Raw genomic sequence first — 15,233 nt, 5'->3', positions numbered from 1 at the left:
TATCCTCTGCTATTCAATCAATATCCAGTTTGGGGAGCCCTCTGACGATTTTCATCGTCTCAAGGCTCACCGTGATTACCCTCTGGAACAGCTCTAGCGGATAGGCGGGGTTACCCATGGTCTCGATCGCGTAACGGTTGGCGTCGTTAGTGATGCCGCTCTTCTTGTCGGTCTTCACGACCTGGCGCTCCATCACCCATTCGAGGGCGGGCTTGCCGTTCACCACATAGTCATAGGCTTCGAGCGGGATGTCCTGCATGGTGATATTGGCGTTGTAAATTACCGTGCTCTTGTCCTCGTCACCTCGCTTGCCCGCGTATTTCATCTTTGTCACACGGTAGAAGGCTTCAGGGTCTTTGATCACTGCCGTCCGCAGGTCGCCCTGCTTTATCGTAACGGGGTATGGCTCAACACTCTCGTAGTTCACGTGCAGTTCGCTCAGTGCTCGACCTGCATGGCTCAACGCCCAAAAGTCGTCTGCTTTCTTTACGCAAGGAATGCGGGGCAACTCTTTGGACAGGTTCTCAGCGTAACGCGAGCGGTAGCCCTCGGAGTGCAGAAGACCATAAATGTAGTAGAAAATGTCCTCCTTGCTAATTGTTTCGCCTGGATACGACGATTGAATGTGCTTCAAGCCCGTATCGGTGATGCCGTCATTGACCTTCATATGTGAAGTGCTGCTGACCGTCGCAAACAGATCATCACTGTTGGATTGTTCAGCCTTGCCGTACACTTTTAGCGGAAAACACTGCGCGCCACCATCGGGCTGGTAGCAAGGCAAAGCGTCAATCATCAACGCGAGTTGCCCTGAACCTCGCCAATTTCCCTTTATCATGATTGCAAGATTGCTCTCTCCACTTTCTGGAAAAACTTGTGGGAGTTGGTAGACCATTTCATTGAACCGTCTACTGAAGTATATCCACTGTTTTCCAAACGGCCTATACAATGAAGCCATTATTCGACCGTCATCAATGGATAGCGGCTTGCCCTTTCGAATATCTGCCTTCAACGCACGACTCCAGCTGACCTTTTTTGCATCAGTCGTGACAAAGTTGTCTATATCGCCAGAAAAACCAGAAACTTCTTTCCGATCCAGCTCCTCCATATAGAACCCAATTGACCGTTTCACGTTAGCACGGAGCAGCGCTTGATCAGAATTGTAACACCATGCATCACGAGAAGTAATCACACCATGAGTGTAATTCGAGAATAGTGCAGCGTCAGAATCTCCCTTCTTGTCTCCAATTTGGATGTAATTCTCAAAACCTTGGTCGCGCTGATTTATCCAATCATTTCGCTCGTTCGGATCAATTTTCGTCCACCCTCCTAACTCTGAAATGCCGCCAATACTCGCAAAATTCCGAATGAGGTCTAGCTTCTGTTTCTGGTCAAGGTAATCTCCTATATCATGAAAAAAGATGCGCCCATGCTCGGTGGCGTTGGGGTTTTTAACAAAGACGCTGATTGCAATCGGCGCGCGGCTGCCGGAGCCGAAAATCTTCCCGCCCTCGCGGCGTGAAAGCTCGCCACTTGTGCGTTGATTTCCTCTAAGGTGAAAAATGTAAATATCGCTAAACTCTTCGGCAAGGCAGGCGCGCATGCCGTCAGCGGCGTTTCCATCGATCCAACCTGCGTTTGTAACATAGGCCATAACTCCTGCATCACCGATCCGGTCGGAAGCCCACCGAATGGCGCGGATGTAGCTGTCATACAAGAAGCGTTGGAGTGTAGCCGTGGACTTTGCAGCGTAAGTGTTGGCAATACGCTGATCGAGGCCCGAGTAGGCCACGTTCTTTGCATTATCGTCTTCACTCCTTTGTCCGGCGGAATAGGGTGGATTTCCTACAATTACGCGAATATCCGTCGCTTTCTGCCGCTTCCGTCGCTCGGAATTGTCCGGCATATAGAACGAAAGTTGATCGTCGCTCTCATACATTTGGAAAGTGTCGGTTAGGCAGATACCTTCAAATGGTACATAGTCGCCGCCCTGAATTCCGTGATAGACGGCCTCGATATTGATAGCGGCGATGTAGTACGCCAGAAGCACTATCTCGTTGGCGTGTATTTCGTTGCGAAACTTGTTCTCCATCTCCTCGGGCTTGATGAGTCCTGATTGGAGAAGTCGCGTGATAAACGTCCCCGTGCCTGTGAAGGGGTCGATGATATGGACGCCTTCTGAGCCAAGGGTCTGCCCAAATTCTTCCTGCAAGACCTCGTCTACAGAATTGATGATGAAGTCCACGATCTCGACTGGCGTGTAGACGATACCAAGCTTCTCCGTTGTGCGCGGGAATGCCTTGCGGAAGAACTTGTCGTACAGCTCTACCACTAGGCGCTGCTTTGCCTGTGGGTCGGTGATGCCCTTCGCGCGCATCTGGACGCTCGTATAGAATTTTTCGAGGTCTTTGGATTCCTTATCCAGATTGGCCTCGTTCAGCACGTCCAGAACACGCTGCATCGCCCGCGAAACGGGGTTTTCGCTCGTAAACTGGTGGCCTTCGAACAGCACCTCGAATACGGGACGCGTGATAATGTGCTGCGCCAACATTTCGATGGCGTCGGCTTCCGTGATGGTATCGTTCAGATCATCGCGAAGCTCCGCCAAGAAGTCATCGAACGCCTTTCGTGCCGCAGTGTCGGGTTCTTCCAGTATCCCTGTCAGTCGCGTGATGTGATTCTTCGCGATCTCGGCAATGTTGACTGCCCAGTCTTCCCAGTAGTCCCGCGTTCCGCATTTTTTGACGATCTTCGCCATGATCGCTCGCGAGAACTCGTCCACCGAGAAGTGCATCTCGGTTTGCTGCGGCGTACTGTCACTTTCGCCTTTGCTGTCCGCTCCGCCACCGCTGCCGATGCCTGAGCCGGATTTCTTCGGGCGGGTCGGCAGGTCTTGGACCGTCGCGGTCACGGCAGCCAATTCGGCGCTACTCGCACCTGTGATACCGATGATCTCGATGTTGCCACTCACATCCTGACCGAGGGAAGCCTTGTTGATCGTGGCGTCGAAGCGGTCGTCATGCGCCCGCAGCGCGTTCAGGATTTGCCAGACGACACGGTATTTATCATTGTCGTTAAGCGCCTGTTCGGGCGGTACACCCGCTGGCACGCCGACTGGCAGGATTACATACCCCATTTTCTTTCCTGGCGCTCGGCGCATCACGCGCCCAACTGATTGCACCACGTCAATCTGGCTCTTACGCGGGTGAAGGAACATAATCGCGTCAAGTGCGGGGACATCAACACCTTCGGACAGGCATCGTGCATTCGTTAAGATGCGGCAAACATCATCGCCTGCGTCGGCCTTGAGCCAGTCGAGAAGCAGGCCACGCTGTTTCGCGTTGAAGGTCCCGTCCACGTGTTCGATTTCGCAACGTAGTTCCCCTCCGGAAGCTTCTTCTTCGTCCTCGAATAGAGAGTCTACGCCAAGGAACTCATCCACCACGGCAGAAAATTCATCACGGATGAGCTTGGAGCTTCTTATGTCCCGACAAAACGCAAGCGCACGGCGCATGGGATGCGGGTCTGCGGCAACATCTACCTTCATGTCCGTCTTGGTCAGTGCCTTGTAGCAACCGACAATCTTGGTGGCGTCATCAAGAACAAGCTCGCTCGTTCCATCGCCAAGCCGTTTCTGAACGGAAGAACTAACCAGTGCTTCATCCATCGCAAGGACGATGACCTTATAGTCTGTCAGCATGTTGTTCTGAACTGCCCATGAAAAGCCGCGATAAAAAAGCGTTTTACCGAAAAGAAACTCGTCGTCCATAGACGCAAGAACAGCGTCCACATCTTCGGCTTTCGACTTCACATTGTCGCCGAAGATGCGCGGCGTAGCTGTCATGTAGAGCCGCTTCTTTCCCCGTATCACGTCATTCGAGTGAACTTTGACGAAGTTGGATTCGTCTTCGCCCGCAAGCGTTGCGCCGGTGGTGCGATGCGCCTCGTCGCAGATAATCAGATCAAACTCAGGCAGACCGCCGCTCTTCTGGGCATCGGCAACAACCTGGATGGATTGGTAAGTCGCGAAAACGACATTCATCTTCTCGTTGAGCGGAGCAGCAGCCTTGTCAGCGAGTTTAGCAGCATCGGTCGTAGCGGGAAATGCCAGATCGAGCACATCGATTTCGGCAACATCATTGTTATTCTGACGGCGCTTCCCGACTTGGGTATCGGAGCAAACAGCGAATGAGTGCAGAGGCGTTTCGGTATCGGCCGTCCATTCGCGGACGGTCTGTGCCATGAGTGCCAGCGACGGCACAAGGTAGAGCACAAGTTTACCTTGTCCGGCCAAGGCTTCTGCGATCTTCAGGCTCGTGAACGTCTTGCCAGTTCCGCACGCCATTATAAGTTTGCCCCGATCTGCTTCAGCAAAGCCTTCGCGGACAGCCGCAAGCGCTTCCTCCTGATGTTTGCGGAGTTTCTTCTTATCGTTGAGGACAACTTCGCCCCGCGCGGCAAAGGTTTCCCAACGGATCGGGCTTTCCTGCAATTCGTTCAATCCGATGCGGATCGTCGGAATGGCCTGACCGCGTATCATGGCTTCTGCGTTCTCGCTCCACGGTTTCTCCGTAGTGTCGATAATCACGCGGCGTTTGAAAGGCTCTTTGCCCGAGGCGGAAATGAAGCTGTCGATATCCTCTTTTCTAATTCGATAGCTTGAATCGTAGAACTTGCACTGTATGGCCGCGTAACCGTCTTCGTCATGCAGCTTCGCGACGAGGTCTATGCCTGTGTCACGTCCATCCCAACCGTGCGTCTTTGCCCATTCCGAATAGGGCAACACGCTTTCATACTGCTCAGCTTGAACGGGGTCATTGCAAAGAAACGCCACTGCAAACCGTTCGAAATATGTACCTTTGTCCCGCTCGGTTCGCGCCGCATCACGATATGAATGAAGCAAAGAGAGAAGCGTTTCAGAAGTGATTTCGGCCTCATCGGCCAGCGTATTTTCAGTATGGTCGGCCACTGTGTACCTCGGAGATTTTAGGTAAGCATAACAGCCACGTCCGCGAGGCGCATGCGATAATAGAACTATATCCACAACCTGCGCGTATGGGAAGCCCTCAACATGCAAGCATCCGTTCCTGAAACTCTAGCAAGTAACGGTACATAACAATGGGGCTTTAGACTGCTCGATGGGATGGTTCCATGGCAAGGTTAGCGCGAAAACTCCCTTCTTTGGCCTCAATGACGTCGCCTTCATTAAGTGATCATGGGGGCTCGTGGGGAGCAGGGACGCTCCCCTGATTGGAGGTCAATTAAACGGTCGATTGTGCAAGGTTCGGTGTCGGCGGAGAGACAATTCTCCATGCCCGTCAAGTTGGTTTTAGGGGCTGCGATAGGTCTCTGGTGGGAGTAATCCATCTTCGGCAAGATGTCGGCATTCAATCAGCTGAGTGTTGGTCAGGGTTCTAACGAGGTTCGAAGTTCTTATGATCGAAAGGACCAGTGTACAGTGAATTTGGTAAAACCTACTTTCATTAAGTGTTCCTCTTAGGAGACCAGCTTTTATAAACCTCTTTACGATGGAGAATGTCCCGACTGTCGGAGCCGTATGTCCATAGTATTTTATCAAACACACGAATAGGGTATTCATAATTTTTATTCTTTAATCTGTCTGAAATAGCCTCGAAGATTTGACGGTAAATTTCCAGGTAATTACGGACATAAACCTCATAATCGGCAACATCGCCTTCACCAACATTTGCCCCTAATCCTTTGGGGCGGCGCGCATCGTCGCGATTGGGATTGTACGGGGTGCTGTCGTGATCCAGCCGAACCAAAGCGTATAAAGCGATGCGGGCATTCTTGTCGTAAATTGGCGTTTGTGCTGGATACTTGCACCATAATGCTTTTGAAGTCAGTGATAAAAAACTGCGGTTCTGGATTCTCTTAGTATCAGATGCACGGATTTGGGAATTCAGTTCTCTAAATTCACCAACGATCTGAGGAGCCCACAAATCAATATCACTGGAAAATTCAATTCTCTCTTTCTCAAAAAAATTAAGAACAGTACTTACGATTTTTTGAGTATTGTCCCGCAATACATCACCTTGAAGAACGCCATATTGCTTCAACCAGTTTGCCATCGTAATTGCCGAAGTGGGACAAGGGTTCTCAGCTATGGAAATTACTACTTGATCAGGAGTATGACCTGCGGTCGCCCCATTACCTGTATGGATTCTAATTTGTTCTTCAATTGCCCAATCAACATATCGGGTGAAAACTTGAAGAACTGGTGTATCTGAATTATTACTTCCCATACCCCTCCCCCGCGTTGCCACCGTTCGGCGAATTCTCATCACTTGGCTTCCCGAGAACATTGCTCCTGTCTTGCCATCATAATGACATATGCACATACTAAAATCTAACTTCGCGGTCACTTGGAAGCATTATGAGCCTAACATTTTTTAGCTAATCCCTTGAAATTTTTGGTAAAGATAAGCGAGGCCGAACCGCCGACCTCTTGCATGCCATTCAAGTGCTCTTCCATCTTAGTCTTGGCCGAGTATCATATATCGAAACATTCTTTGAACTTTTACGGCAGATTATATATGCCGTAATCTGTAAGCTGATGCTTACCTAGTGCTTACCTTAAAATTTGGGATTAAGCGCCTAATTCTATAACGCATTGAAAAGATTGGCGCACCCGACACGATTCGAACGTGTGACCTCTGCCTTCGGAGGGCAGCGCTCTATCCAGCTGAGCTACGGGTGCTGAGAAGAGAACCTTGCTATAGCCCAAGCGATCCGCCGTTGCAATGATTTTAGGGCGCTGCCCAGATCAAATACAAAAATTCTCAGCGGCTGCGCTTCAATCTGTCAATCTTGCCTTTATTCACAGCTCTCTGGTGATTGGCCGTTACCGTTACCGCCAGATCTGCGTCACGCGGCTCTGACAAGCTTTTTTTGAGGTTTGCCTCCCCCTCAACTCGCTGACGGCGGCGCAGGCTCTTTTTCTGAAGACGTTCAATATCTGCTTGCATTGACATGAAACTCTCCTTTCCGAACATTAACGTTCTATCATACACAACGTAGTCCGGATTGGGCTTGATGCCAATCAATTCCCGGAAAAAAATATTACGCCGCACCCGTCCATTTTACGGAAAATCAACTTTCCGGCCATTCTTGACGACCAGGCGATGGTTCTTTTTTGCGGCTGCCATCAGGATGTCTTTCGTCGGATTACCGTTCACGATGAGCATGTCCGCCTTGAAACCGGTCCTGATCTGTCCCCGGTTGTCGAGCTGCATCAAGCTATGGGCAACAGAGGTTGCGCTATTGAGAGCATCAACCGGCGTCATGCCGCAATCGACCATATAGGCCATTTCCATCGCGTTCTCGCCATGCAGGTTAAAGGGGGTCCCTGCGTCTGTTCCCATCGCGATCTTGCCCCCGGCCTGATAGAACATCTTGAAGCTTTCCTTGTGCTTTTCGAACACGCGGCGTGATTTCTCGACGACATAATCGGCGATCCCCTTGTCGGCGTTATTGAGGATATTCTGTACTGCGGCAAGGGTCGGGACAAGGTAGGTTCCCCGCTCCATCATCGCTTCCAGGCATTGCTGGTCCATGAAGATTCCATGCTCGATAGAGGTGATACCCGCGTTCACCGCGTTCATGATACCTTCCGCACCCTGGGCATGGCTGGCGGAGGTTTTATGAAACCGGCGCGCCTCTGCGACGCCGACGCGCATTTCGTCGGCGGAGTAATGGGCATCTTCGGGATTTACACCAGGTGTCATCACACCGCCTGTGGCCATAATCTTGATGAGGTCACTGCCTGCGTGAATCTGCTCTCGCACGGCTTTTACCACCTCATCACATCCGTCGGCGACACGGCCGTTCTTGTTGCCGTGTCCGCCAGTCATACAGATCATCTTGCCTGACGCCATAATGTTCGGGCCAAAAAAGCGCCCGCTGTTGCAAGCATCGCGAACTGGAAACTCAAGATATTCGCGCCCGCCACAGTCGCGAACGGCCGTGATGCCGGATTTGAGGGAAAGCTGGGCGTTCTCAAGAACACGAAGGGTTATTTCACCCGGATTGACGCCCTCGATACTGCCCCGGGGGTCGGCCTCCCCCTTATAAACGAGGTGAACATGACAGTCAGCGATTCCGGGCATAAGGGTGCCGCCGCTTGTGTCGACATGCTCTCCCTGAAAATCCGCATATTTCTCTGAAGGTGCGACATCCTTGATGGTGTCGCCGTCTGTCAGTACTGCATGGTTTTTGAGGAAACTGCCTGCGCCATCAAAAACGTCGCCGCCACTATAAAGAATTTCTGTCATGTCATCTGCCCGTGTTATTGTTTGCTTTCCACCAATATCGCATGATTGAGGGTCGTCTTTCCAATAAAAAATCGGGCATTTAGCATGCCCGATTGATTGACTGTAGAAATGTCCGGGATGGAGCCGGCTCTTATTTTAGACATTCGGCTGCGGTGTCATCCGAAGATAGGGCTTTAATTCCTTCCAGCCCTTTGGAAAGAGTTTTTTCATTTCTTCAGGATCGGTAATTGCCGGAACGATAACGCAGTCATCGCCATTTTCCCAATTCACCGGTGTCGCCACCTTGTGATATTCCGTCAGCTGGATGCTGTCGATGACACGGAGGATTTCGGCAAAGTTACGTCCGGTGCTTGCCGGGTAGGTTAAGGTGAGCCGGAGTTTCTTATTTGGGTCAATGATAAAAACAGAACGCACCGTCAGGGTATCGTTCGCATTGGGGTGAATCATGCCGTAAAGATCGGAAACCTTATGATCCGCGTCCGCAAGGATTGGGTAGTTCACCGCACTTCCCTGGGTTTCCTCTATGTCGCCGAGCCATCTGTTATGGCTGTCTACGTCATCAACGCTCAATGCAATTGGCTTTATGTTTCGTTTGTCGAACTCAGGTTTCAGGCGCGCAACTTCTGCCAGTTCGGTGGTACAAACCGGCGTAAAATCCTTAGGATGTGAAAAAAGAATGGCCCAGCTGTCGCCAATCCATTCATGAAAATTAATGTTCCCTTCAGTGGATTTTTGCGTAAAATCCGGGACAACATCTCCAAGTTGAATAGTCATTATATCCTCTATAAAGTTAAGATATATTTTGGGGGACGCTGGATAATATTAGAAGAACGGAAAGTATGCAATTGGTAATGACTGTTATGGACAACTTTTTAGGCGTCCTTAACGCATGAAACTGCGGGCAGGGCGTTAGCCGGTCGAGGTCATCTTTAGAAAAGCGTCTTCAAGATCCGGCTCTTCTGTGGTCAGGTCAACGATATCCAATCCGTCATCAGCCGCGGCTTTGAGAATCTTCGCCATTTCCATCTCGCTTGGCCGATAGGCAACGTTGAGACGCCGGCCGTGGGAAAGGGTCGCGTTTAGCCGTTTCAGATTTTCCGGCACTTCAGTGATGTCATGACCGAGCAGAATGCAGACATTCTTCGTATCTATCTTGCTGAGGAGAGATTCCGTTGGCTCACAGGCAACAACTTCCCCGTGATTTATGATGGCAATCGTGTCGCAAAGTTCCTCCGCCTCCTCAAGATAGTGAGTGGTGAGAATTATTGTCGTCCCCTCGTCGTTCAGTTTTTTGACATAGCTCCATAGCTGCTGGCGGAGCTCGATATCCACGCCGGCGGTGGGCTCGTCAAGGATCAGAACTTCAGGACGATGCACCATTGCCTTGGCCACGAGTAGACGTCGACGCATGCCGCCTGAGAGCGTCCGGGCATAGACATCTGCTTTATCACTGAGGCCCATTGCCGCAAGGATTTCATCAGTCCGCCGCAACGATTTTGGAACACCATAAAGTCCGGCCTGAAACTCCATCACTTCGCGAGGTGTAAAAAACGCATCGAGATTGAGCTCCTGCGGGACCACACCAACGGCGCTTCGTGCCGCGCGCATATCCTTAACTGTATCGAAGCCGCAAATGCGGACGTCGCCGCTTGTCTTGTTGACGAGACCGGCGATGATATTAATCAAGGTGGATTTCCCGGCTCCATTGGGTCCAAGCAGGCCAAAAAAGGACCCTTGCATGACCTCAAGGTTGATGCCTTTTAACGCTGTTTTGTCAGGGGCAGGGCCTTTAACTTTATAAACCTTCGTTAGGTTGTGGACCTGTAAAGCCGGCGTTATGGACGCTGTCTCAGTCATTCGTAATTTCTACTCTGTTTTAAATTTCTGGCGGATCAACCGAGAATAATATACGGAAGGTCAACGCGAGCGCGCCTAGAAACTAGCGAAGTCAGCACGGCAACGCAAATTTTTCATCTGGAATAAATTAGCTGGGCGTGCGCAAAAGTTATATTGCGTTATTTCTCGGTTGCGTCCTTGTGTCCAATCGATATCATCCAATCCGTGCCAGCGAACCGAAAATTCGGTAAAATCGCTGACATTCCGCGTTAAACAGCAGAAGAAGTGAGACGGCTTTATGCAAGCTTTTGAGACAATTGAAGTTGACAGCCCGAAGGTCGCTTGTGACGGCGGAAAGGGCCCTCTTGGGCATCCGCGCGTCTATCTAAATATGGGGGACAAAGGACAGGTTGAATGCCCCTATTGCAGCCGGGTCTATGTTCTGAAGGCAGGCGCGAAAGTCGGCGGCGGCCACTGATTTTTGCGATATTAAAAGTAACAGACGGGAAAACGGCATGACCGAACCGGACGTCACAGGCGATCCAAACCAAAAGCACAGGATATATCTGGTCGACGGATCGGGATATATTTTCCGCGCCTATTTCGCGATGATCCGCGGTCGCCAGCCGATGTCGCGTTCAGACGGGACGCCGACAGGGGCGGTTCTTGGCTTCTCCAACATGTTGTTCAAGCTTATCCAGGATACCCAAGCGGATGGTCGGGTCAGCCATCTTGCGGTCATCTTCGATACTAGCCGTAAAACATTCCGCTCTGAAATCTATCCTGAATACAAGGCTAACCGCGATGCCCCGCCGGAAGACCTGATCCCGCAGTTCCCGTTGGTTCGGGAAGCAACACGCGCATTTAATGTGCCGGCGATCGAAAAAGAAGGCTTCGAAGCCGATGACATCATCGCCACCTATGCCGCACAGGCTCGCGCCAAAGGAATGGAATGCGTGATAGTCTCCTCGGACAAGGATTTGATGCAGCTTGTCGGCGGCGATGTGATGATGCTCGATCCGATGAAGAACAAGATGATCGGCGTGGAAGAGGTGCATGAAAAATTCGGTGTCGGCCCGGAGCGGGTGATCGATGTGCAGTCCCTCGCCGGGGATAGTGTCGATAACGTGCCGGGTGTGCCCGGCATTGGCATCAAGACGGCGGCGCTGTTGATTAATGAATTCGGCGATCTTGACACCCTGCTAAAACGGGCGGAGGAAATTCCGCAAAAGGGTCGCCGCGAAAAACTCCTTGAGAATGCTGACAAGGCGCGGATCAGCCGTGACCTGGTAACGCTCAAAAATGACGTCGAGCTGGATATCGATGTCATGGACCTGACCGTACAGATGCCAACAGCCGAAGATCTGATTGCCTTTCTGAAAGAGAATGAGTTCAAGCAGCTCACCGCCAGGGTAATGGAATTTTTCGGCAAAGGGTTTCGAGAGGAAGCGGCGGCGCTGCCTGAAGAGGACTCGGTTGAGTCGGATAACAGCGCACCGAAAATCGACGCGGTAAATTACAAGACCATCCTCGACATGGACGCACTTCATGCCTGGATAAAGGAGGCAAGCCGTATCGGGCATGTTGCGGTTGATACGGAAACGACCAGTCTTAACGCCATGCAGGCGTCCCTTGTCGGGATATCCCTGTCCATCCATCCCGGAAATGCCTGTTACATTCCGGTCGGTCACGTAACGCCCAAGTCACAGGGCGGGTTTGATTTTGATGGGGCCTCGGAGAAGGGGGCCGATGACGCCCCGCCCCAACTCCCGAAAGCGGATGTTCTGGCGGCGCTGAAGCCACTTCTGGAAGATCCGGGTTTGATGAAGATCGGCCAGAATATCAAATATGACCAGGTCATTCTTTCGCAGGAAGGAATCCAGGTTGCGCCGATCGATGATACAATGCTTCTCTCCTACTCTCAGGAAGCGGGCTTGCATGGTCATGGCATGGACGAACTGGCCGGGCTTCATCTCGGTTTGACCCCGATCTCGTTCAAGGAAGTTGCCGGCACAGGTAAGTCACAGATTACCTTTGCCGAGGTTCCCATTGATAAAGCAACGGAATATGCGGCGGAAGATGCGGACATTACCCTGCGGCTTTATCAGCTTCTGAAACGGCGGCTTGTAAAGGCAAAGGCCGTCAGCCTCTATGAAACGATAGAGCGACCGCTTGTGCCTGTCATCGCGAAGATGGAACAGGAAGGGGTGAAGGTCGACGCCAAGCTTCTCAGCAATCTATCGTCTGATTTCGGTGCGCGGATGGAAGGTCTGGTAACAGAAATTCACGACCTTGCAGGCGAGGAGTTCAACGTCGGGTCGCCAAAACAGCTCGGGGAAATCCTGTTCGATAAAATGGGGCTTTCCGGCGGCAAGAAAGGCAAGGCAGGCGCCTATACCACGGATGTCAATGTGCTAGAGGGGCTTGCCGCGGAAGGGGTGGAGCTCGCGCAGAAAGTGCTCGACTGGCGCCAGCTTTCCAAGCTGAAAAGCACCTATACGGATGCACTTCAGGGGCAGATCAACCCGAAAACCGGTCGCATTCACACGTCCTTCTCGCTTGCCGCCGCGTCGACTGGACGGCTCGCCTCCAGCGAGCCTAATGTCCAGAATATTCCGGTTCGGACGGAAGAAGGGCGGAAATTGCGACAGGCCTTTATCGCCGAGCCCGGAAACAAGTTGATAAGCGCCGACTATTCCCAGATTGAGCTGCGTCTGCTTGCCCATATTGCTGATATTTCTTCCTTGAAGGAAGCATTTGAAGAAGGCCTAGATATTCATGCGAAAACGGCGTCTCAAGTATTCGGTGCCCCGATAGAGGGCATGGATCCGATGATGCGTCGTTCTGCAAAGGCGATCAATTTCGGTATTATTTACGGGATCAGTGCCTTTGGGCTGGCACGGCAGCTTGGGGTCTCCAGAACCGAGGCGCAAGGCTATATCGATCAGTATTTTGTCCAGTATCCGGGGATCCGGGCCTATATGGACGAGACAAAGGTCTTCTGTCATGAAAATGGGTATGTGAAAACGCTCTTTGGCCGCAAGGTTCATCTTCCGGGGATCAATGACAAGAATGGCGCCCGGCGGAGCTTTTCCGAGCGGGCGGCTATCAACGCCCCTATCCAGGGCTCAGCGGCGGATATTATCAAGCGGGCCATGGTTCGGCTGCCGGATGCCCTAACGTCGAAGAAACTCTCTGCGCGAATGCTTCTTCAGGTTCACGACGAACTTATTTTCGAGGTACCGGAGAGCGAAGTTGACGAGACGGTGGAGGTTGTCAAATCAGTGATGGAGGGAGCCGACCGCCCGGCGGTTGATCTGTCCGTCCCATTGACCGTAGATGCCGGCATTGGTGATAACTGGGGCGAAGCTCACTAACGAACTGCAAGCAGTTTACTTGCGACGGGTGCTTGCGCGCGCTAGGGTGCTGAGATATTTACCCCTGAGGCGAGGAATTCAATGCTGGAAACCGCGCTTGTCGCCTTTACAACATTTTTCGCGACCATCGGGCCGCTGGACGTGGCGGCCTTGTTTGCGGCACTCACGGTGAACGCCACACCACGCGAACGACGGCAGATGGCCTTAAAGGGCTCGCTTATTGGTGGTGGTATCCTTCTCTTCTTTGCCCTTTTCGGAAAAGCAGTCCTGACCAGCTTTGGCATCACTTTGCCTGCCCTGCAGGCGTCCGGCGGGATTTTGCTGCTCCTGATCGCGATTGACATGGTATTTGCACGCGACTCCGGCAGTACTACTGCAACGGATGAAGAAAAGGTAGAGGCGCAAGGGAAGAAGGATGTTTCTGTCTTTCCGCTGGCCACGCCCTTGATTGCCGGACCCGGTGCCATTGGCGCGGCAGTCCTGCTGGTCGCCGATACAAAAGACGATACATTGCAGTCGGCCGTGGTAATCGCCGTTCTTTTAGGCATGGTCCTGGTGACCTTTTTGCTCATGTTATTGGCGACACAGGTACAGAAGCTTCTTGGCGTGACCGGTCTTCACGTGATTTCCAGGGTAGTTGGCGTTTTGCTGGCCGCTCTGGCAGTTCAGTTTATTTTCGATGGTATTAGGGACAGCGGACTTTTGGGCTAGTCCATTCGCCAGTCTACAAGGATTATATATGCCGAATCGTGAATATATTAACCATAATTGTAAAAAAATTAACTATATCAATGGCATAGGGGTCTAAGTCCTTAGCTTTGGCAAAATACAATTTTTTTATGGAAATACAAAAGTTTATATAAGATTTTAAGCAAATTCAGGGTAAATTTTGTTGACAATATGGCCGCAAATTGTCACTTATGTGTCATTAAGTTAATGATTTGCTTTTACAATCACGCTGGACACGACCAGATCAGGGTGCACTTTTTTAACTGTAAGGCATTATATTTTAGAATTTCATGTGTTGCGTGATTTAGCACAACAGTAGGAGTAACAAACCATGATTAAATTTGTTAAGACATTTCTGGCAGTAGCGGGTCTTTCTTTCGCTTTTGTCCTGCCGGCCCAATCAGCGGTCATTTCCTGGGTAACAGATGTTCCTGCCGCAGATACAGGGGTTCCTTCTCCAACAACGTCCGTCGGCACGGTATATCAGAATTTGACGGCATCGGTTCCAAACCAATATCGTTCACCCTGGCAGGGCACTGCTATGGACGGGATCGGCACCTACACGTCGGTACAGAAAGATTCCTACGCCTCCTATGTCTTTGACACAGGTTACTACGCCGTGGATTTTATGTGGGGTTCCGTTGATACCTACAACGGTCTGGAATTCTATTATCAGGGCAACTGGGTAGACGCGCTTCATGGGGACGATGCACAGCTTAGCAGCGTCAGCAATGGCCTTGGGTTTATCGTTGCGTCAATTATGGCGACAGGCGTCTTTGATGAAGTTCGCTTTACGTCAGGAAGCAATGCATTTGAATATGCAAACCTGACAGTATCTGCTGTACCGCTTCCGGCTGCTTTACCGCTCTATGGTGCTGGCCTTGCTGCTCTAGGGTTTATTGGCTGGCGTAAGCGCCGTAAATCAGCGGCATCAGCTGCTTAAAGCTTCACGCAAGATTACTCCTATTAGAAACGGCGGCCTATGGCCGCCGTTTTTTTG

At 51.4% G+C, this 15,233-nt stretch carries 10 protein-coding genes and 1 tRNA gene; 4 read left to right on the top strand and 7 right to left on the bottom strand.

Annotated elements, in window-relative coordinates:
* Window positions 1–13 precede the first annotated feature (13 nt).
* The 7 genes from J0X12_RS03210 to J0X12_RS03180 all read right to left on the bottom strand — a co-directional run bounded on the left by J0X12_RS03210 (window position 14) and on the right by J0X12_RS03180 (window position 10,148).
* Complete coding sequence (locus J0X12_RS03210; RefSeq protein WP_207042173.1) at window positions 14–4,966, bottom strand: type ISP restriction/modification enzyme; 4,953 nt, start codon at window positions 4,964–4,966, stop codon at window positions 14–16.
* A 514-nt stretch (window positions 4,967–5,480) separates the two neighbouring features.
* Entirely contained in the window at window positions 5,481–6,263 is a 783-nt protein-coding gene (locus J0X12_RS03205; RefSeq protein ID WP_207042171.1) for a hypothetical protein, read from the bottom strand.
* A 378-nt stretch (window positions 6,264–6,641) separates the two neighbouring features.
* Window positions 6,642–6,718, bottom strand: a tRNA-Arg gene (locus J0X12_RS03200).
* 82 nt (window positions 6,719–6,800) lie between these two features.
* On the bottom strand, window positions 6,801–6,992 hold the full coding sequence (locus tag J0X12_RS03195) for a hypothetical protein (RefSeq protein ID WP_207042169.1): 192 nt from the start codon (window positions 6,990–6,992) through the stop codon (window positions 6,801–6,803).
* 108 nt (window positions 6,993–7,100) lie between these two features.
* Complete coding sequence (locus J0X12_RS03190) at window positions 7,101–8,291, bottom strand: metal-dependent hydrolase family protein (RefSeq protein ID WP_207042166.1); 1,191 nt, start codon at window positions 8,289–8,291, stop codon at window positions 7,101–7,103.
* 135 nt (window positions 8,292–8,426) lie between these two features.
* The gene (locus tag J0X12_RS03185; RefSeq protein WP_207042164.1) at window positions 8,427–9,065 is read right to left on the bottom strand and encodes a peroxiredoxin; all 639 of its coding nucleotides are present in this window, start codon (window positions 9,063–9,065) and stop codon (window positions 8,427–8,429) included.
* A gap of 135 nt (window positions 9,066–9,200) precedes the next feature.
* Window positions 9,201–10,148: an ABC transporter ATP-binding protein gene (locus J0X12_RS03180; protein WP_207042162.1), complete on the bottom strand. Its 948-nt coding sequence runs from the start codon at window positions 10,146–10,148 to the stop codon at window positions 9,201–9,203.
* Between the two features lie 277 nt (window positions 10,149–10,425).
* Between J0X12_RS03180 and J0X12_RS03175 the strand changes: the two genes are divergently transcribed.
* The 4 genes from J0X12_RS03175 (at window position 10,426) to J0X12_RS03160 (ending at window position 15,176) form a co-directional block, all read left to right on the top strand.
* Window positions 10,426–10,605: a zinc-finger domain-containing protein gene (locus J0X12_RS03175; protein ID WP_207042159.1), complete on the top strand. Its 180-nt coding sequence runs from the start codon at window positions 10,426–10,428 to the stop codon at window positions 10,603–10,605.
* A 37-nt stretch (window positions 10,606–10,642) separates the two neighbouring features.
* Window positions 10,643–13,504: a DNA polymerase I gene (gene polA / locus J0X12_RS03170; protein ID WP_207042157.1), complete on the top strand. Its 2,862-nt coding sequence runs from the start codon at window positions 10,643–10,645 to the stop codon at window positions 13,502–13,504.
* An 81-nt stretch (window positions 13,505–13,585) separates the two neighbouring features.
* Entirely contained in the window at window positions 13,586–14,215 is a 630-nt protein-coding gene (locus J0X12_RS03165; RefSeq protein WP_207042155.1) for a MarC family protein, read from the top strand.
* Between the two features lie 349 nt (window positions 14,216–14,564).
* On the top strand, window positions 14,565–15,176 hold the full coding sequence (locus J0X12_RS03160; RefSeq protein WP_207042153.1) for a VPLPA-CTERM sorting domain-containing protein: 612 nt from the start codon (window positions 14,565–14,567) through the stop codon (window positions 15,174–15,176).
* The last annotated feature ends 57 nt before the right edge of the window (window positions 15,177–15,233 follow it).

This window comes from Sneathiella sedimenti, from assembly GCF_017313765.1.
GTDB classification, from domain to species: domain Bacteria; phylum Pseudomonadota; class Alphaproteobacteria; order Sneathiellales; family Sneathiellaceae; genus Sneathiella; species Sneathiella sedimenti.
The sequence above is the reverse complement of the archived record's forward strand: the minus strand, read 5'-3'. Positions and strand labels throughout refer to the sequence as shown.